Annotated in this window: 12 protein-coding genes; 8 read left to right on the forward strand and 4 right to left on the reverse strand. The window is 67.8% G+C overall.

The genetic code is table 11. From position 1 onward, the window contains the following. Positions 1-339: 339 nt before the first annotated feature. The 4 genes from F1D05_RS34240 (at position 340) to F1D05_RS34255 (ending at position 10,775) form a co-directional block, all read left to right on the forward strand. Complete coding sequence (locus F1D05_RS34240) at positions 340-3,927, forward strand: PKD domain-containing protein (RefSeq protein ID WP_246486193.1); 3,588 nt, start codon at positions 340-342, stop codon at positions 3,925-3,927. A gap of 194 nt (positions 3,928-4,121) precedes the next feature. Continuing rightward, positions 4,122-6,941 (forward strand): PKD domain-containing protein, encoded by a 2,820-nt coding sequence (locus tag F1D05_RS34245; protein ID WP_246486194.1) that lies wholly within the window; start codon positions 4,122-4,124, stop codon positions 6,939-6,941. A gap of 145 nt (positions 6,942-7,086) precedes the next feature. Further along, positions 7,087-9,906 (forward strand): PKD domain-containing protein, encoded by a 2,820-nt coding sequence (locus F1D05_RS34250; RefSeq protein WP_185444440.1) that lies wholly within the window; start codon positions 7,087-7,089, stop codon positions 9,904-9,906. Between the two features lie 50 nt (positions 9,907-9,956). Continuing rightward, positions 9,957-10,775 carry a hypothetical protein gene (locus tag F1D05_RS34255; RefSeq protein WP_185444441.1) on the forward strand — a complete coding sequence of 273 codons (819 nt, stop codon included), beginning with the start codon at positions 9,957-9,959 and terminating at the stop codon, positions 10,773-10,775. Between the two features lie 4 nt (positions 10,776-10,779). Here F1D05_RS34255 and F1D05_RS34260 read toward each other — a convergent pair whose 3' ends face one another. The 3 genes from F1D05_RS34260 to cysC are packed head-to-tail and all read right to left on the reverse strand — an operon-like array spanning position 10,780 to position 13,957. Next, positions 10,780-11,868, reverse strand: coding sequence for a CDP-glycerol glycerophosphotransferase family protein (locus F1D05_RS34260; RefSeq protein WP_185444442.1), 1,089 nt, complete (start codon positions 11,866-11,868; stop codon positions 10,780-10,782). After that, positions 11,868-12,857, reverse strand: a complete 990-nt coding sequence (locus F1D05_RS34265) for a sulfite exporter TauE/SafE family protein (protein ID WP_185444443.1) — start codon at positions 12,855-12,857, stop codon at positions 11,868-11,870. Before F1D05_RS34265 ends, F1D05_RS34260 begins: the two co-directional genes overlap by 1 nt. Positions 12,858-12,859: 2 nt before the next feature. After that, positions 12,860-13,957 (reverse strand): adenylyl-sulfate kinase, encoded by a 1,098-nt coding sequence (gene cysC, locus F1D05_RS34270; protein WP_246486195.1) that lies wholly within the window; start codon positions 13,955-13,957, stop codon positions 12,860-12,862. Between the two features lie 1,286 nt (positions 13,958-15,243). Between cysC and F1D05_RS34275 the strand changes: the two genes are divergently transcribed. Further along, a complete protein-coding gene (locus F1D05_RS34275; protein ID WP_246486196.1) occupies positions 15,244-15,615 on the forward strand; it encodes a histidine phosphatase family protein in 372 nt (123 codons plus the stop codon). Positions 15,616-15,764: 149 nt separating this feature from the next. On the opposite strand, the gene uxaC is transcribed toward F1D05_RS34275, so the two are convergent. Further along, positions 15,765-17,177, reverse strand: coding sequence for a glucuronate isomerase (uxaC, locus tag F1D05_RS34280; protein ID WP_185444444.1), 1,413 nt, complete (start codon positions 17,175-17,177; stop codon positions 15,765-15,767). Positions 17,178-17,402: 225 nt separating this feature from the next. On the opposite strand from uxaC, the gene F1D05_RS34285 reads away from it, so the two are divergent. The 3 genes from F1D05_RS34285 to F1D05_RS34295 are packed head-to-tail and all read left to right on the forward strand — an operon-like array spanning position 17,403 to position 20,762. Continuing rightward, on the forward strand, positions 17,403-18,404 hold the full coding sequence (locus F1D05_RS34285; protein WP_185444445.1) for a LacI family DNA-binding transcriptional regulator: 1,002 nt from the start codon (positions 17,403-17,405) through the stop codon (positions 18,402-18,404). Positions 18,405-18,423: 19 nt separating this feature from the next. Beyond that, positions 18,424-19,629 (forward strand): ABC transporter substrate-binding protein, encoded by a 1,206-nt coding sequence (locus F1D05_RS34290; protein WP_185444446.1) that lies wholly within the window; start codon positions 18,424-18,426, stop codon positions 19,627-19,629. Next, a complete protein-coding gene (locus F1D05_RS34295; protein WP_185444447.1) occupies positions 19,626-20,762 on the forward strand; it encodes an ABC transporter ATP-binding protein in 1,137 nt (378 codons plus the stop codon). The genes F1D05_RS34290 and F1D05_RS34295 overlap by 4 nt, the downstream gene beginning before the upstream one ends. The last annotated feature ends 48 nt before the right edge of the window (positions 20,763-20,810 follow it).

The following is a 20,810-nucleotide window of genomic DNA, read 5'->3' on the forward strand; positions in this document are numbered from 1 at the left end:
TCGACCCCTCACCGGTCGGCGGCTGTCCGGCCGTACGGCCGCGGCAGGACCGGAGTCTTTTCCACGCGGATGCGAATTCCCGGCCGAATGTTATTCACCCGGCGCGGTTGTTATCGGATTGCCAGGCTTTTGTCACTTCGGGTGAGCGCCGAATTGCCCTTCGCCGTGCGAGCCGGATCCTTCACAAAAGAAAGCCGATTCATTTCGCTTTGAAGTGCTGACGTACGTCCCCGGCAGGTGTTAACTCTCCGTGTAAGGGGGGCCGCCACCGGATCTCGGTGCCGGCATCAGGGGTAAGTGGGCCCGTCCACGCTCGTGGCCGGGCCGGGGGAGGAATTCGTGCGAAGAAGTGTCTGTTCCGTCATGCTCGCGATCGCCTTGGCGGTCACTGCCTGGAACGTTGAGGTGCAAGCGAGCCAGGCCGTCCACCTCAGCCAGGACCGGGTCGTCAGTGCCGATCCGGCGAACTTCACGCCCAATGTGCTGGACGGTTCGGTGGAGTCGATCCAGCAGGTCGGCACCACGATCCTGATCGGTGGCAACTTCCACCAGATCCAGGCATCGACCGGGGGGCCGGTGCTGACCAGGAACAACCTGGCCGCGTTCGACGCGACCACCGGGGCGATCAGCACCACGTTCGTGCCGAACCCCGACGGCGAGGTGACCACGATCATCCCGTCCGGTGACGGCTCGACGGTCTACATCGGCGGCTACTTCAACAACGTCAGCGGTGCCGGCTCACCGAGCACCGCGCGGATCAACGTCAGCACCGGCGCGCGGATCACCGCGTTCAAGCCGCCGAAGCTGGACGGCCGGATCAAGGACATGCGCCTGGTCGGCAACCGGCTCTGGCTGGCCGGCTACTTCACCACGGTGGAGGACCAGCCACAGGTCGCACTCGCCACCGTCAACGCGGCCACCGGTGCCTTCGACCCGTTCATGGGGTTGGCGATCGCCGGCGTCCACAACGGCGGCGTCACCACGGTGATGAAGATGGACGTCACCCCGGACGGCAGCGAACTCGTTGCGATCGGCAACTTCAACGACGTCGAAGGCGTCCAGCACCACCAGGCGCTCATGCTGAACCTCACCGGCACGAGCGCGGCGGTGGAGAACTGGCAGACGAACTTCTACAACACCGGCTGCTCTGGCGCCTTCCAGACCTACATGCGCGACCTGGACATCTCGCCGGACGGTTCGTACTTCGTCATCTCGACCACCGGCGCGTACGGCGGGGCCAACGTGGCTTGCGACTCCACCTCCCGCTGGGAGACCAGCGCTCGCGGCAGCAACCTGTCGTACCGGTGGGTCGACAACACGGGCGGTGACACCACGTACGCCGTGGCCGCCACCGGCACCGCCGTCTACGTAGGCGGCCACCAACGCTGGCAGAACAACCCGTTCGCGGGCGACAGCCCCGGCCCGGGTGCCGTTTCCCGGCAGGGGATCGCGGCGCTCGACCCGGCGAACGGACTGCCGTTCTCCTGGAACCCGACGCGTGAGCGGGGCGTCGGCGTCTTCGACCTGTACTCGACCTCGACCGGCCTCTGGGTCGGCTCGGACACCGAGCACCTGGGCGCGAACTTCGAGTACCACCCGCGGATCGCGTTCTTCCCGATCGCCGGCGGCACCGTGGTGAAGCCGAACAACACACCCTGGCTGCCGAACAACGTCTACCAGGCCGGTCCTCGCGGCCCGGCTGCCAGCCCGAGCATCCTCTACCGGGTCAACGCGGCCGGTGACTCGATCGGCGCCACCGACGGCGGCTCCGACTGGGCGGTCGACACCAACGACTCGCCGGACTCACATCATGGCGCGGGCAGCAACACCGCCGGCTACAGCCCGGTCCCGAACGTCAGCGCCAGTGTCCCGGCATCCACTCCAAGGGCGGTCTTCGACAGCGAGCGATGGGGTGCGCAGACCTGGAGCTTCCCGGTTCCGAACGGCGTACCGCTGCAGGTCCGGCTGTACTTCGCGAACCGCTACTCCGGCACCTCGTCGGTCGGCCAGCGCGTCTTCGACGTGTCGCTCGAGGGCGCCACGGTGCTCGACAACTACGACATCGTCGCCGACGCCGGTGACCAGACCGGCACGATGAAGTCATTCGACCTCACCAGCGACGGCACGGTGAACCTCAGCCTGAGCAACGTGGTGGAGAACCCGCTGATCAACGGCATCGAGATCGTCCGCACCGACCTGACCGACACCGGTGCCGCCGATGCGGTCACCAAGACGGCGTACGACGGGACGACCTTCGGCGCGCACGCGTCGACACCCAACGGCGGGATCGGCTGGCGCGACAACCGGGGCGCCTTCATGCTCAACGGCGTCCTGTACGCCGGTTCGTCGAACGGCAGCTTCACCCGCCGGACGTACGACGGCACCACCTTCGGTGCGGCGACGACGATCAACACCGCCGACGCGCTGGTCCCGATGGCCGACTGGCACAGCGAGGTGAGCCAGATCAGCGGGATGTTCTTCGACGCGGGCAGGCTCTACTACACGCTGGCCGGCCAGTCGAACCTGTACTACCGGTACTTCACCCCGGAGAGCGGAGTAGTCGGCTCCTACCGGTTCACCGCGACCAGCAACGTGGCCGGCGTCGATTTCTCCAAGGTGAACGGAATGTTCATCACGTCCTCGTCGATCTACTGGGCGAGTTCGGTGGACGGCAACCTGCGGCGCTCCGACTGGTCGTCCGCGATCGGTGCACCGACCGGTTCGTCGACCACGGTGTCCACCGACGACTGGCGGGCGCACACGCTGTTCCTGTACCAGTCCACCAACGGCACCCCGCCGAACCAGTCGCCGACCGCGCAGGTGGGAGTCACCTGCAACGACCTCAACTGCACGTACTCCTCGGCGGGCTCGACGGATCCGGACGGCACCATCACGTCGTACGCGTGGAACTTCGGTGACGGGGGCACGGACACCGGCGCGAGCCCGGCACACCGCTATCCGGCGGCCGGGACGTACACGGTGACGTTGACCGTGACGGACAACGACGGCGGCACCGGTCAGGCGACGCAGCCGGTCTCGGTGACCCACGTCAACGCGACACCGACAGCGTCGTTCACCGTCTCGTGCGGCGGCCTGACCTGTTCGGTGGACGCATCGGGATCGAGTGATCCTGACGGCCCGCTCGCTTCCTACGCATGGACGTTCGGTGACGGCGGTACGGCGACCGGCGTGACGGCGTCGCACACCTATGCCGGCACTGGCACCTTCACTGTCGGCCTCACGGTCAACGACGGCAACGGTGGCACCGACAGCACCACTCGATCGGCGACGGCGAACTCGGATCCCGTGACCTTCAAGGGCTCCGACAACCTGAACGCGAACGTGTCACAGTTCACGGTGACCGTTCCATCCGCGGTGTCCGCCGGTGATCTGCTGTTGCTCTTGTTCACCGACAACGACCCGGTGCCGACGGTGACCGGGCCGGCCGGCTGGACCTTGGTCCAGACCGCGTCGTCGACGAACCAGAACGGCCGGGTCTGGCGCAGGACGGCGACGGCTGCCGACGCCGGCAGCCTGGTCCGGGTGAACACGTCGGCGGTCACCAAGGCCGACACCACCCTGCTGGCGTACTCGGGAATCTCCGGTACGACGCCGGTAGCGGCCTCCGCGGCCGGTAGCGAGACGGTCACCCGGGCGGCACACACGACGCCGACCGTGGCGTCGTCGGTGTCGGGTGCCCGGCTGGTCAGCTACTGGGGCGAGAAGTCGTCCGCGACGACGGCGATGGTGCCGCCGGCCGGGATGACGACCCGGGCGTCCTCGAGTGGTTCCGGCTCCGGCCGGATCACGTCGCTCACCGGGGACAGCGGACCGCTGGCCGCCGGCACTCTCGGCGGACTGACCGCCACCGCCGACTCCACGTCGGCGAAGGCACTGATGTTCAGCATCGTGGTCGCACCAAGCTGATCACGAATTTCGGGGGGAGCAGTCACGCGCTGCTCCCCCTGTAACAAATACGGGGATTTCCCGATATATCAACGTCGGGGTTAATGACAATGGGTGACGCATGGTAGTTGGCTGGTCCTGGGGAGCCGTAAACCATCTATTGTTTCCAGGGGTGTTCGGCGCACATTCCGTGCGACGGACCGGGGGAGGATCTTGTGCGTAGCCGTGTAGTTTCTGTCGTGCTCGCGATCGCCGTGGCGGTCATGGCCTGGGTGATTCCGGTCCAGGCAAGTCAGGCTGTCCATGTTCCGCAGGACCGGGTGGTGAGCGACGACCCGGCCAACTTCACACCGAACGTCCTGAACGGCTCGGTGAAGGCGATCCTCCAGGTCGGCAACATGATCCTGATCGGTGGCGACTTCACCCAGATCCAGGCCTCCACCGGCGGAACCGTGCTGACCCGGAACAACCTGGCCGCCTTCGACGCGACCACCGGGGCGATCAGCACCACCTTCGTGCCGAACCCGGACGGTTTGGTCACCACGATCATCCCGTCGACCGACAGCACCACGGTCTACATCGGCGGTTACTTCAACAACGTCAGTGGCGCCAGTTCGCCCAGTACGGCGCGGATCAACGCCACCACCGGAGCGCTGGACACCACTTTCAAGGCGCCCAAGCTGAACGGCCGGATCAAGGACATGCGCCTGGTCGGCAACCGGCTCTGGCTGGCCGGCTACTTCACCACCGTGCAGAGCCAGCCGCAGGTCGCGCTGGCCACGGTGAACGCGACGACCGGCGCCTACGACCCGTTCATGACGCTGGCGATCGCCGGCCTGCACAACGGCGGCGTGACGACCGTGATCAAGATGGACGTCGCCCCGGACGGCGGTCACTTGGTGGCCATCGGCAACTTCGACACGATCCAGGGCGTCCAGCATCACCAGGTCTTCATGCTGAACCTCACCGGCGCCACCGCGACGGTAGAGAACTGGCAGACGAACTTCTACAACACCGCGTGCTCACGGTCCTTCGAGACCTACATGCGGGACCTGGACTTCTCGCCGGACGGCTCGTACTTCGTCCTCTCGACCACCGGTGCCTACGGCGGCGCGGGTACGGCGTGTGACTCGACCGCGCGCTTCAACACCGATGCCAGAGGCACCAACCTCGGCTACTACTGGCTCGACAACACCGGCGGTGACACCACGTACGCGGTGGCGATCACCGGTACGGCCGTCTATGTCGGCGGCCACCAACGCTGGCAGAACAACCCGTTCGCGGGCGACAGCCCCGGCCAGGGAGCGGTCTCCCGGCAGGGCATCGCGGCACTCGACCCGGCGAACGGGCTGCCCTTCTCCTGGAACCCGACCAGGGAACGCGGCGTGGGCGTCTTCGATCTGTTCCCGACCTCGGCCGGTCTGTGGGTCGGCTCGGACACCGAGCACCTCGGGGCCAACTTCGAGTACCACCCGCGGATCGCGTTCTTCCCGCTCGCGGGCGGCACCGTGATCGCGCCGAACCTGACGCCCACCTTGCCGAGCGACATCTACCTGGCTGGACCACGCAACCCCGCGTCCGACCTGATCAACCGCACGCCGTACGACGGCACGACCTTCGGCGCCAGAACCGCGGTCGGTGCGGGCGGGATCCTCTGGGGGAACAACCGGGGCGCCTTCATGCTCAACGGCTTCCTGTACGCCGGTTGGTCCGACGGCAGCTTCAACCGGCGCAGCTACAACGGCAGCGCCTTCGGGGCCGCGGCGGCGATGAACACCGGTGACCTGATCGTCAACATGAGCACCTGGCACAGCGAGGTCACACAGATCACCGGCCTGTTCTTCGATGCCGGCCGGATCTACTACACCCTCGCGGGCCAGACGAGCTTGTTCTACCGGTACTTCACGCCGTCGAGTGGTGTCGTCGGCGCGGCGCGGTTCACCGCGACCGGCAACGTCGCGGGCATCACCTGGTCGCAGATGAACGGCATGTTCGTCAGCGGCGGCTCGATCTACTGGGCGAGCTCGGCCGGCGGCGGTCTGCGGCGAGCAGGCTGGTCCAGTGCGACCGGCGTACCGACAGGGACCTCTGTCGTCGTGTCCACCGACGAGTGGCGCGCGCGGTCGCTGTTCCTGTTCCAGGGCGACGGAGCACCGGCGAACCAGCCGCCGGTGGCGCGACTCGGCGCGACCTGCAGCAACCTGAGCTGCAGCTTCTCGTCCGCGGGCTCGACGGACCCGGACGGCACGATCACGTCGTACGCATGGACCTTCGGTGACGGTGGCACCGCCAACGTCCCGAGCCCAAGCCACGTGTACGCCGCGGCCGGCACCTACCCGGTCACGCTGACCGTGACGGACAACGACGGGGCGCCGGGTCAGACGTCGCAGAACGTCACGGTGAGCCAGACGGCTGGGGCCGTGACCTTCGTGGGCTCCAACGGAGTGAACACGAACGCGACCCAGTTCCCGGTGACAGTGCCAGCCGGTGTAGCCGCCGGTGACCTGCTACTGCTCTTCTTCTCCGACAACGATCCGGTGCCGACAGTGACCGGACCGGCCGGCTGGACCCAGGTTCAGACCATCGCCTCGAGCGGGCAGAGCGGCCGGGTCTGGCGCAAACTCGCGACCGCTGCCGACGCCGGGACGCAGGCTCTGGTGGCGACCTCCACACTCACGAAGGCCAACGCCACTCTGGTGGCCTACCGTGGGACCAACGGCACGGTGTCTGCGTCCGCGGCCGGCAGCGAGACCGTCCTGCAGGCAACCCACACCACGCCGACCGTGACAGCGACGGTGGACGGTTCGCGCCTGATCAGCTACTGGGGTGAGAAGTCCTCCGCGACGACAACGCTGGCCCCACCGGCCGGAATGGCGGTGCGGGTCTCCACGACCGGTACCGGGTCCGGCCGGATCACCTCGCTCACCGGGGACAGCGGACCGCTGGCCCCGGGCACAGTGGGCGGTCTGACCGCGACGGCGGACTCCAGCTCGGCCAAGGTGATGATGTTCAGCGTTGTGGTCGCCCCTGCCTAACCGGTCGGTGGTGACAGCGGGGTAACGGTGGGCCGGTGCTCTTCCCGTGGAGCATGGTTCCGGTCCACCATGTAAACAAAGCGGATCGGGTGGGGGGAAGCGCCACAGGCGCTCCATCGGGCCGCGTAGCCAGGGGGTTCTCCGTATGGCGTCACGCCGTTCGTTGTTGCTGTTGTCCGCGGTCCTGCTCGCATTGCTGGGCTCGCTGCTGACCATTGAGCTGGGCCGGCCGGCCGACGCCGTTCAGTTGCCCAAAGCCACCATCGTCAGCGACGACCCGGTCGACTGGACCCCGCACGCGCTCGATGGTGAGGTGCACGCGCTGATCCAGATCGGCAACCGGGTGATCGTCGGCGGCACCTTCACGATCATCCGCTCGTCGACCAGCACCACGCAGATCAGCCGGCGCAGCATCTTCGCCTACAACGCCACCACCGGCGCGCTCGACAACACCTTTCTGCCGACGCTGAACGGTGCGGTGGAGACCCTGCTGCCAAGTGCGGACGGGCAGTCCGTGTACGTCGGCGGCAGCTTCAGCACGGTGAACGGGACCAGCCGGGCCCGGCTGGCCAGGATCAACCTCGCCGACGGCGTACTGGACAACACCTTCCGGCCGTCGGTGAACGGCTCGGTCTACGACCTGAAGACGTCCGGCGACCGGATCTTCATCGGTGGCACCTTCAGCCAGGTCGGTGGCGTGAGCCACACCCTGATGGCCACGGTGAACCCGGTCACCGGTGCGGTGGACCCGTACGTCACTATTCTCTTCGGCTCGCCTGTACGCGGCGGCGCCCTGCAGGTGGACAAGTTCGACATCACCCCGGACGGCACCAAGCTCATCGCGATCGGCAACTTCTCGGTGGTCGGCGGACAGTCCCGGACCCAGATCGTGATGCTGGATCTCAACGCCGCCTCGGCCGCTGTCCGGAACTGGTCGACGCCACGCTTCGAGCCGGACTGCTCGCCGCAGTTCCTGACCTACGTGCACGACGTCGACATCTCGCCGGACGGTGCGTACTTCGTCGTGGTCACCACCGGCGGCACCCCGCCGAACAAGCTCTGCGACTCGGCCTCCCGTTGGGAGACCGCACCGACAGGGTCCAACCAGCAGCCGACCTGGATCGACTACACCGGTGGCGACACCCTCTGGAGCGTCAGTGTCACCGGGGTCGCCGTGTACGTCGGCGGTCACCAGCGCTGGCTGAACAACACCGGCGGAAGCAACGCCGCAGCTCCGGGTGCCGTGTCCCGCGAAGGCCTGGCCGCGCTGGATCCGCTGAACGGTCTGCCCTACTCCTGGAACCCGACCAGGACCCGCGGTGTCGGCGTCTTCGACCTCACCTCGGTGCCCGGCGGCATGCTGATGGGCAGTGACACCGACCGGGTCGGACAGAACTACGAGTTCCACGGCCGGATCGCGCTGTTCCCGAACTCCTCGCTGGTACCGCCGCCTGGCTACAGCGGTCAGCTGCCCGGCTCCGTCTACCGGCTGGGCGCCACCACGACGGTCCGCCAGTACGACGGGACGACGGCCGGCGACGCAAGCACGCTCAACACCGGTACTGCGAGCTTCGCCAACTCCCGAGGCGCCGTGATGATCGACGGCTTCCTCTACACCGGCAACTCCGACGGCACGTTCACCCGCCGGTCGTACAACGGCACCACCTTCGGTTCCGCCGGCACGGTGAACCTGCGGGGGCTGACGGCGTTCGGCACCGACCTGCGCAACATCACCGGGATGTTCTTCAGCAACGGCCGGTTGTTCTACACCGTGGCCGGTCAGTCGTCGCTGTTCTACCGCTACTTCACGCCGGAGAGCCAGATCGTCGGCGCCTCCCGGTTCGTGGCCAGCGGCAACATCACCGGCATCAACTGGTCCCAGGTCTCCGGCATGTTCCTGTCCGGCAACCAGCTTTACTGGGGCACCAGCGCCGACGGCAACCTGCACCGCGTCAACTTCGCCAGCAACGTCCCGGTCGCCGGTACTGCGGTGGTGACAAGTGGTCCCGGGATCGACGGCCAGGACTGGCGTTCACAGGGCACGTTCCTGTTCGCCGGAACCGGTCCGGTGCCGAACATCCGCCCGTCGGCCTCCTGGAACGCCGGCTGCGATCTGCTCGTCTGCAGCTTCGACGGCAGCGCCTCCAGCGACCCGGACGGCAACCTCACGTCGTACGAGTGGGACTTCGGCGACGGGAAGACGGCCACCGGGCCGACGGCATCGCACACCTACGCGGCCGGCGGGACCTACACGGTGAAGCTGACCGTCACCGATGACGACGGCGCCACCGGGACGGACAGCCGGCCGCAGGTCGTGTCGAGCGTGGCCAACCCGATCGAGTTCGTCGGGGCCAACTCGTCCAACCAGAACGCGCAGACCCACACGGTGACGGTGCCGCCGTCCACCAGCGCCGGTGACGGGCTCCTGCTGTTCTTCACCCAGAACACGACCGCGGCCTTGACAGGTCCGACCGGTGTCACCGGCTGGAACCTGGTCCGGACGCTCAACGGGTCCGGGTACGTCACCCGGGTCTGGCAGAAGGTCGCGGTCGCGGGAGACGCCGGTAAGGACGTCTCGGTGAACCTCTCGGCGTACAGCAAGGCCGGTATGACGGTGGCTGCGTACTCCGGGACGAGCCCGACCAACCCGGTCGGCGCGTTCGAGTCCGCGAACGAGACGGTGACCAGGGCCGGCCACACCACGCCGCTGGTCAACAACCCGATCGCAGGCGCCTGGCGCGTCTCGTACTGGGCGGACAAGTCGTCCTCGACGACCTCCTGGACGGCACCGGCGGGGGAGCAGGTCCGCAGTACCTCGTTCGGACTCCCGAGCGGGTACATCTCGACCCTGCTCACCGACCGGGGTGCCGCCGTACCGACCGGCTTGCAGGGTGGGCTGACGGCAACCGCAAACAGCTCTAGTCCGACGGCGACGATGTGGACACTTCTGCTGAGCCCGCGATGAACCGCGAATCCTCTAGGCCGGGGCACTACGCTTCCGCCAGGAGGTGGCGGATGCCGGGCAGGATGACCAAGTGGGTTGTTGTCGGTGCGACGCTGGTCGCACTGGCGGCGACGCCGTCGTGCGGGGAAGCGGCGGGAGTGGAGCCGGTCGGCTCGGTGACGGCCACTACGCCGGCGCCGGACCCGCAACTGTTGCTCACGTTCGACGATCAGGAGCCGGGGGCGGCCACGGGCCGCGAGATCCAGGGCGAGGGGTCGGCGACCGCGGAGGTATCGCTCCTCGGCCTGAACAAGCAGAAGGCGACCTTCGTGAAGGGCCGCCAGGGTGGTATCGCGCTCCGCACACCGCCGTACTCGGGTGAGACCGGCGGCTCGTTCAGCGCGCTGCGGATCGAGCCGGAGGAGTGGCTGTCGCCGAGGCTGTCCGACTTCACTTTCGGCGCCGACGTCAAACTGGACGCGCTGTCCAACGGCAGCGCGATCGACAACGGCGACAACGTGATGCAGCGCGGCCTGTACGCCGACGCCGCGCAGTACAAGATCCAGGTCGACAAGCACCACGCGTCCTGCGTCGTCCGTGGTGCCGACGGCGCGGTCGTGGTGAAGTCGAAGGTGCTGCTCAACCCGTCGAAGTGGTACCGGCTGACCTGTCACCGGACCGACAAGACCGTCAAGCTGACGGTTCAGGACCTCGACTCGAACCAGCAGCCGGACGCGATCGAGAAGACCGGCCCGATCGGCTCGCTGGACATGATCGGCTCGGAGCCGCTCGCCATCGGCGCCAAGATCGGCGACGACGGCGAGATCATCGGCTCGTCCACCGACCAGTTCAACGGCCTGCTCGACAACATCAGCTACGAGCGCGCTTGACGCCTTACTTGAAGACGGCCTCGATCAAGCGGTCTGCGGCGTGGCCGTCGTCGAGGTGGCAGTACTTGTCGCGGAAGGCGTCGTACGCCCCGGCGTACGACGTCCGCAGCGACTCCTCGTCGTTCAGAACCGCGGTCAGCTCGGCTGTCGTCGTCACGAGCGGGCCGGGTGCCTCTGTCTCCAGGTCGAAGTAGAAGCCGCGGAGCTGGTCGCGGTAGTCGGCCAGGTCGTAGGTGTAGAAGACCATCGGCCGGCCGGTGACGGCGAAGTCGAACATCGTCGACGAGTAGTCGGTGATCATCAGGTCCGCGGCCAGGTACAGCGCCTGGATGTCCGGGTGCCCGCTCACGTCCAGGACCCGGGGGTGGCGCGGCACCGGTGACGAGGCCGCGACCAGGTGATGGAAGCGGAACAGCAGCACGGTGTCGTCCGGGGTGCTGGCGAGCACCTGCTCGACCTCCGCAGCCAACGGGTTCGCCTTTGCGGTCCTGCTCAGCGGGGCTCCGGTCAGTGCGTCGTCGCGCCAGGTGGGGGTGTAGAGCACCGCCCGGGTGTCGGGGGAGAGCCCTAGCTCGGCGCGGGTCTTGTCGCGCAGCTCGGTGGCGCCCGGCCCCGACAGCGAGTCGTTGCGGGGATAGCCGATCTCGAGCACCGACCCGTCGTACCGGAAGGCCTGCGAGAGCTTGCCGGTCGAGAAGTGGTTCGGCGAGACCAGGTGGTCCCAGCGCTTCACGTCCTTGGCCAGGCGGCGCGCGTACAGATCGGCGCCGTCGTACTGCGCGTCCGGTACGTCGAAGCCGACCCGCTTGAGCGGCGTACCGTGCCACAGTTGCACGTATGTCGTCCTGCTGGTCTTCAGCGGGTAGCGCGGCATCATGTCGTTGCTGAGGAAGTACCGCGCGGTGGCGATCCGGGCGAAGTACGCCGGGGTGTTGCGGACGACCCGGCCGACGTCGTCGGGAAGCTCTACTTCATCGCCGGAGACGACCCAGATCCGGCGCAGGTCGGGCCGTAGTACGCCGAGCCGCTCGGAGACCGCGCGCGGACTGTCGGAGTACTTGCCCCGCCAACTCTCGAAAACCACCGTGCTCATCAGGGCTGAACCTTCTGTTCGAGTTGGTCGGGGGAGCTTTTGCCCTCGTCTTCGCCCGCGTCTGTGTCTGTGTCGCCGGTTTTGTCGGCTCTGGCCAGCATCGGGAAGCCGTGGCGGCGGCGGACGAGCATCCACAGCGGCGGAGCGATCAGGGCGGCGCCGACCAGGGTCAGGGCCGTCGTGGCGTTCGGAACGCCCAGCAGCTTGAGGGCTGAGGCCAGCAGGACGAAGGCGAGGACACGGCGGATCAGGCCACCTGGCGCTCGGGACGAGACTCGTGCGCCCAACCAGACGCCGGGAACGCAGCCGATCAGCATCGCCAACGTCAGGTTCAGCTGGAATTCGCCGAAGAGCAGATGTCCGAGCGCGGCCGAGGCCACCAGCGGCACCGCCTGGAGCAGGTCGGTGCCGACCAGCTCGCTCGCCTTGAGGCCGGGGTAGAGCGCCATCAACGCGATGATGATCAGCGAACCCGAACCGACCGAGGTCAGTCCCACCACCAGACCACCGACGACGCCGACGGCGATGGTCGGGATCGGGCGGGCCGTGATCCGCGGCCGGCCCTGCGGGAGCGGCGGTAGCAGACCATCGCGTTTGCGGGCCCGCTCGACAAGCCGGATGTAGGCCCGGACGGACAGGCCGGTCGCGGCGATCAACAGCGCGACACCGAGGGCGCGCTGGATGATGGTCTGTACTTGCTCGCCGTCACCTAGCGCCCTGGCTATCAGTACGCCGCCGAAAGCCGCGGGGATCGAGCCGATGCACAACCAGCCGACGAGTTTGAGGTGGACCGTGCCGCGTTTGAGGTGAACTGCGGCGCCGACCGGCTTCATCACCGCGCTGGCGACCAGGTCACTGGAGACAGCAGCGAGTGGCGGTACGCCGAAGAACAGCACGAGCACCGGCGTCATCAGAGCGCCACCGCCCATACCGGTCAGGCCGACCACGATCCCTATCCCGAAGGCCGCGGCCGCAAGACCCCAATCCACGGTCAGCCTCCCGGCTGCGGATCGGTCGGTGTGGTCCGGGTCGGAAGCCAGCCGCCGGCCGCGAGGAACTCGGTGATGACGGCGAGCGATTCCTCGAACGAGACCCCGGTGGTGTCCACCCGGAGATCGGCGTCCAGCGGCTCGTCGTACGGGTCGCTGATCCCGGTGAACTGGGTGACCACGCCGGCTCTGGCCTTCTTGTACAGGCCTTTGACATCCCGGCGCTCGCACTCCTCGAGCGGCGTCGCGACGTGAACGAGCACGAGATCGCCAACAGCCTCGACCATCGCCCGTACGGCGGCGCGCGAATCGGCGTACGGCGCGATCGGCGCACAAACCGCGATCCCGCCATGCCGCGCGACCTCAGCCGCCACGAACCCGATCCGGCGCACGTTCAGATCCCGCCCGGCCCGATCGAATCCGAGCCCCGACGACAACATCCGCCGCACGATGTCACCGTCCAGCAACGTCACCGTCCGATCCACATGCCCGGTCAGATACTCCGCCAGCCCCTTCGCCAGCGTCGACTTCCCCGACCCCGACAACCCGGTGAAGAACACCACCACCCCACGCTCCCGCCGAGGCGGTCGCCACCGACTGAGCACCGGCATCACCTTGGCCAGCAACACATCCCCACTACCAGCCATCTCCTTGGTTGCCCCCCGCAACCTCCCCAACCCCTCAACCCAAACCAAATCCCCACCCACCGACCCCGCACGCTCCGCGCCGGCGTGCTCCGCGCCTCGCGCCCCACCGTGCTCCGCGCCTCGCGCCCCACCGTGCTCCGCGCCTCGCGCCCCACCGTGCTCCGCACCCGAACGCTCCGCACCCGAACGCTCCGCACCCGCGTGCTCCGCGCCTCGCGCCCCACTCCGCGCAAGCTCGCCATCGACGATGGTCTCGGCCGCCGAGCGAGGTCGCCAGAGGTGCGTCCCTTCAAGCCCAGCAGCGATCGCCTCGGCCAACATCTCGTCAACCTCAGCCCCACGCCAACTAACCGGCAACGGCAGCACCGTGAACTCCTCCGGCGCGACCAGCTCCAGACACTGCCTCAAAACCGCCGCAGGCACCCCGTCCGGACTCGTCCCGACCTCAGGCACAACAAGCACAACCTCATCCGCCCCAAACCCCCGCACACCCTCAACATCAACCTCAGTCAACGGCCGCGCCGGACACAACACAACCCGCCCCCGCCCCCGCCCACCCCGCCCAGGCCGCGCGCCTCCATCCCGCTCAGCCACCGCAGCACCACCCTGCTCAGACAGCGGGCCACCGTTTCGCTCAGACCGTGCGGCATCGTGCCGCTCAAGCAGAGCGGCATCGCCCCGCTCAGGCAGCGGGCCACCGTGGCGCTCAGCCACCGCGGCACCGTGCCTCGCATGCAGCGCCGCACCCGGCTCCCCAACCCCCGACAGCAGCCCCTCAATCCACCCCGCCACCGCAGCACCAACAGCACCCGCACCACCGGCGCCATCAGCACCCGCGCTATCAGCACCCGCGCCACGGACGCCATCGTCTCCAGCGATCAGCGGGGGAGACGTCGGCTCGGTCAGCGGGGGAGACGTCAGCTCGGTCAGCAGCGCGACCGGCGTGGACTCACAGTCGCCAACCACAACCTCGCCTACCGCCAGCGCCCTACTGATCTCATCCGCGCTCGCCGGAACCCGCACCCGCCCCTCGCGAGGAGGCTCACCCGCAGTGACATCCCCCAGCACCGCGAACGGCAACCGCACCCCGAGCAACGCCAGCCGCACGTCCGCAACAGTCCGATCGCAGGGACAAAGCACCGGCGACCCGGCTCGTGGTTCCCCAACCGCGCGCCATTGCATACGCGTAACTTCCTCCAGCACACCAGCCCCCCAGCTGTGATCACCCGCAACCCACGCAGGCACCCCGTCAACTTTCCCCCGGTGACTCACGGTCACCCACGCCTAGTCTCCCCCATTCCAACCCCAGACGCCACCACCACCCCGACCCGCAGCCCCGCCCACACCGCACGTTGCCCTCACCCCCTCACCACCACCGCCCCGCAGCCACCCCCGTCGTACTCACAGCCCGCTCAAGCACCGACACCGACGAACTGGCCTTCTACCGGTGCTGGGCTCCGACCCCGACATCCCTCGCCGCACTGATCAAGGTCGCCGGGAGGAGGTGGAGCATCGAGGACTCGTTCCAATCCGGAAAGGGTCTGACTGGGCTCGATGAACACCAGGTCCGCCGCGGCCCGAGCAGCCCGACCTGCCCGAAGACACCGACCTCATCCCACTGACCCGCAACGAGATCGCGCACCTGGCCGCCATCGCCCCGCTCGCGAGGCTGTACGCGCCAGGACACCACCACCGCTGGCGCGGTGCTGGCGACGACGCCACCAGCACCGCGCCAAACAATGCCACCCCAAGCCTGGCTAGCCGAGCGCCGCATCCCACTCCCGGAATTCGGCGATCGACTCAGCCACCACGACGGACCCGCCGGTGCGGAGACACGACTGGCATTGGTCGAACGCCTCTACCCGGCTCTCGACGACATCCTCAGTCGACCAGTCGCGAACCAGATAGTGGTGTCCCACGGATCCGCATCGAGCTATCTGATCGCTGCCTGGATCGGCATGCCGATGACGTCGACGGACCGGGGCTTCTTCCCCCTGACCGCAGGCGGTATCACCACCCTCTTCCGCAACGACACCCACTTCAGCCACCAGGTCGTGTCGCTGAACGAGACCCAGCACCTGCAGGGCCTCGAAGAGCCACCGCTGGTGTGATCGTCGGCCCGGCCATCAGGACCAGGTCGGTCAGGATCGCGTCGCAGCATCCCGCCGGTATTGCCGTCAGCCGGTGCTGCTCGAGCGAACCCACGCACGCAGGCTGGCCTGGTTAGCGTCGGCCTGTGCCTGTCGGGCCGATCCAACGGTTAAGCCCGCCGGGCGTAGGTGGTGGCGGCCAAGTTGTAGGCGAGGTCTTGGGCCACCTGGAAGGCGTCGTCTTCGTCGAGGCGGTGTTCGACCACAAGCTTGGCGAGGTACCCGGCGTCTATGCGGCGTGCCAGGTCGTGGCGCGCCGGGATCGACAGGAACGCGCGCGTGTCGTCCACGAAGCCGGACGTGTTGTAGAAGCCGGCCGTCTCGGTGACCAGTTCGCGGAAGCGGCGCATCCCGTCAGGACTGTCCAGGAACCACCAAGGTGCGCCCAGCCGAAGGCTCGGGTACACACCGGCCAGCGGCGCGAGTTCTCGTGAGTACACAGTCTCGTCGACGGTGAACAGCACCATCCGGAACCCGTCGGCATGCCCGAAGCGCTCCAGTAACGGTCGCAGCGAACGGGTGAACTCCGTCGCGACCGGAATGTCGTGCCCTTGATCCGACCCGTACGTCGCCTGGATGGCCGGGTCGTGATCCCGCAGCACGCCGGGGTGTAGCTGCATCACCAACCCGTCCTCGGCGGACATCGCGGCCATCTGGAACAACATGTGCCCCGCGAACACGGCCGCGTCCGCAGCAGACACCTCGCCCCGCAAGGCCGCCGAATAAATCCTCGCCGCTTCGCCGTTCTCCAGCGGTGTCGCCGCCGCACTCAGATGTCCATGATCCGTGGCCAGGGCACCCGCCGCGACGAAGACCTGCCGCCGCTGCCGGAGCGCCTCCAGGTAACCCTCGTACGACGAGGTGTCGGCGCCGGCCACCTCGCCGAGTTGGCGGGCGAGATCGCTCCAGCCGGCCCGGTCCAGGTGGACCAGCGCGTCGGGACGGAAGGTCGGGATCACCCGGCCCGGCAGATCGGCTGCGATCTTCGCGTGCTGGGCAAGGTCGTCGGTGGCCGCGTCGGTGGTCGAGATGACCTCGATGTTGAACCTGTCGAGCAACGCGCGCGGCCGGAACTCGGGCTCCTTCAGCCGGGCGGAGATCTCGTCGTACAGCTCGTCGGCAGCTTCGGCGGAGGGCGCCACCGTCAGCCCGAGCACCTCGGCGAACTCGTGCTCCAGCCAGTAGCGGCTGGGGGTGCCGAGGAACAGTTGCCAGTGGGAGCAGAACTCCCGCCAGATCTCGCGCGGCTCGGCTGTCCTGGTCCCGTCGGCACGGGGGAGGCCAAGCCGGTCCGGTGATACGCCCTGGGAGACGAGCATCCGGGTCACGTAGTGGTCCGGCACGACCAGCAGGTCGGCCGGGTTGCCGAAGGCCTCGTCGGCAGCGAACAGGCCGGCGTCCACATGCCCGTGAAGGCAGAGCAGTGGCAGCGAGCGGGTGGAGTCGTGGATCCGCCGGGCCACCTCCCGCGCCTCGCCTGCGGGCAGCGCACGGTCCGGGTGGGGCTGCAGGGCCTTCGGCATGAGTCCTCCGTCAGGTATCGGCTGCAACAGCTGCTGCAAAGGATTGCAGTCGTCCAAGCCTCGCACAAGTCCCGCAAATAAGGGAAATCAGCGGCTGTCCACAGACTGTGGAGCGAACACTTGACACAACACTGCAACCGATTGCAGACTCGCTCCCACGGCGCCGCTGACAGCGTCCGTGACAGATCCGGCAGTGATTGGCCCGGCAGTGATAGGGAGGTGCCCATGCCTGCAACGATTCGTGATGTCGCCCGTCTGGCCGGCGTCTCTCCGTCGACCGTGTCCCGTGCTCTTTCGATGCCCGGCGTGGTCAACCCCACCACCCGCGCCCGGGTGATGGCCGCCGCCGACAGCCTCGGCTACGCGCCGAACAAGGCGGCCCGCGGTCTGATCACCGGCCGGACCGGCAACATCGGTCTGGTCGTGCCGGATCTCGCCAACCCGTTCTTCCCCAGCGTGGTCAAGGGCGTCCAGGCGCGCGCCGGCGAGTCCGACGTCGCGGTCTTCCTGGCCGACTCCGACGAGGACGCGACGGCGGAGATCGGGCTGGTCCGGGCGCTGGCAAAGCAGGTCGACGGGATGATCCTGTGCTCGCCCCGATCGTCGGACCAAGAGCTGATCGGGCTCGCCCAGGAAACCAACGTCGTCCTGATCAACCGGCTGGTCGAAGGTGTGCCGGCGGTGACCTTCGACAACGAGGAAGGCATGCGGCTGGCGATCGACCACCTGGTCGCGCTCGGCCACCGCAGGATCGCCTGGGTCGGCGGCCCGAAGGCCTCCTGGTCCAGCAAACACCGCATCATCGGCCTGTACTCCGCGGCGCACGACCACGGCGTGGAACTGGTCCCGGTGGGTTCGTTCCAGCCCACGTACGACGGAGGTATGGCGGCCGCTGACCAGGCGGTCGCCACCCGCGCGACCGCCGTGGTCGCCTACAACGACCTGGTTGCGATCGGGCTGCTGTCCCGGCTGCATGCACGGGGAATCTCGGTGCCCGACGACCTCAGTGTGGTCGGCATCGACGACATCGCCATGTCCCGGATGGCCCATCCCGCCCTGACCACCGTGCGGTTGCCGAAGCAGAAGGCCGGCCGGCTCGCGGTCGAGTTGTTGCTCGGTCTGCTGGACGACCCCGATCCCGGGTCGATCAGCCTCCGCGGCACTCTGCACGGCGAACTGATGGTGCGGGAATCGACCGGCGTGGCACCCGACCCAGCACGACCCTGAATCAGAGGAGAAATGTCCGATGCGTCCCTTCCGGATGATTGCCGCCGTCAGCACGCTCGCCGTGCTGGCAGCCTGTGGAGCTCCGAACACCGGCAAACCGTCGGCCGACAGTACCGGTGACGTACCGGACAAGCCGGCCAAGGCGGTCACGCTGAACATCCTGGACGTGGCCGGCAACCTCCAGCTGACCCAGGGAATGATCGACGAGTTCGTCAAACAGCATTCGGACGTGATCTCCAAGGTCACCTACTCGAAGTCCCCGGCACCCGAGCTGTCCGGCAAGATCAAGGCCCAGCAGAACGCGAACCGGGTCGACATCGACCTGGTGCTGACCGGGACAGACGGTTTGTCGGCCGGACAGCAGCAAGGGCTCTGGAACGACCTGCTGCCGAAGTACGCGGATCGCCTGCCCGGGATGAAGGACTACCTGGCCCCGGCGCAGAAAATGCAGGAGCTCGCCGGCAACAGTGGCGTGACTGTCACGTACTACCCGTCGGGCCCGCTGCTGGAGTACCTGCCGGCCAAGGTGTCGCAGCCACCGACGACGGCGGAGGAGCTGCTCGCCTACGCGAAGGCCAACAAGGGCAAGGTCATGTACGCGCGGCCGGCGAACTCGGGGCCTGGCCGGACCTTCCTGATGGGCCTGCCGTATGTGCTCGGTGACAAGGACCCCAAGGACCCGGTCAACGGCTGGGACAAGACGTGGGCGTATCTCAAGGAGCTCAACAAGTACGTCGACTACTACCCGTCCGGCACCGCGGACACGATGAAGGCGCTCGCGAACGGCTCGTCGAACATCATCGTCAGCACCACCGGCTGGGACATCAACCCGCGAGTGCTCGGTACGGTGCCGAAGGAAGTCGCGATCACCACGTTGAAGGGCTTCCACTGGGTCACCGACGCTCACTACGCCGTTGTGCCGAAGGGCGTCTCCACCGACAAGCAGGCCGCGATCCTGCAGCTGCTGCAGTTCATGCTCACCCCGGAACAGCAGGCCAAGGCCTACGACAAGGGCTACTTCTACCCGGGTCCCGCGATCAAGGGCGTCGAGCTGAGCCAGGCGCCGCAGGAGAGTCAGGACGCGATCAAGGACTACGGCCGGCCGGAGTACGACAAGCTGATCGCGGACAACCCGACCGAGGTGCCACTGGACGCCAAGAGCCTGGTCGCCGCCTTCGACAAGTGGGATCGCGAGGTCGGCGGTAGCAAGGTGAAGAAGTCGTGAGCGGATTCAACGAACTCCGGCTGACCGGGGTGGGTCGCAGGTTCGGTACTGCGGACGCTCTGGCCGACCTGGATCTGACCATCCGGCGGGGCGAGTTCATCGCCCTGCTCGGGCCGTCCGGCTGCGGCAAGTCGACCGCGCTGAACTGCCTTGCCGGGCTCTTGCCGCTGACCGCGGGAAGCATCTGGCAGGACGACCAGCGGATCGACACGCTGCCCCCGGAGAAGCGTGGCTTCGGCATGGTGTTCCAGAACTATGCGCTCTTCCCGCACCTGACCGTCCGCGACAACATCGCCTTCGGGCTGCGGATGCGCCGGTTGCCGAAGGACGAGGTGCGCCGACGCACCGAGGCGGCGATCGAGATGGTCCGGCTGGCCGACCACGCGAGCAAGCTTCCGGGCCAGCTCTCGGGCGGTCAGCAACAGCGGGTGGCAATCGCTCGTGCCACCGTGCTCGAGCCGTCGCTGGTGCTGATGGACGAACCGCTGAGCAACCTGGACGCGAAGCTCCGGCTGGAGATGCGGACCGAGATCAGGCGGTTGCACCAGTCGCTCGGCCTCACCACCGTCTACGTCACGCACGACCAGGAAGAGGCGCTCAGCATGGCCGACCGCCTGGTTGTGATGCGGCTCGGCAGGGTGCAGCAGATCGGGACGCCCGAGGAGGTCCACACCAAACCGGCCACCTGGCATGTCGCGGACTTCATGGGCTATCGCAACCTGCTGCCGCTGACGGTGAGCCGGGTGGACGGCGACGCGGTCGTCGTGCCCCTCGGCGGCACCACCGTCGAAGGAGTCGCTCAACGTCCGGCCTCCGCCACCAGCGGTGGGGAGATCCTCAGCGTCGGGGACGAGGCGATCGCGGCGGTGCGCCCTGAGGACGTGCGGCTCGGGAACGACGACGTCACCGGGCTGCGAGGCCGCGTGGAGGTCGTCGAGTACCAGGGCCGCGAGCTGGCCGCCGAGGTCACGCTTCCCGATGGCGTCCGGTTGCACACTCGCACCGACCGCAAGGTCGAGCCGGGCGAGCACGTGTCGATCACGATCACGCCTGGACGGCTCCTGGTGTACCCGTCCGACGGATCAGCCGACCTGCCGGCCACCGAACTCGCCACAGCAGGTCTAGCGGTATGACAGGCCCCGGCACCATAAGCAGAAGCGCGGCGGGGTTGGATTGGCGGC

This window comes from Kribbella qitaiheensis (genome assembly GCF_014217565.1).
Lineage (GTDB): Bacteria > Actinomycetota > Actinomycetes > Propionibacteriales > Kribbellaceae > Kribbella > Kribbella qitaiheensis_A.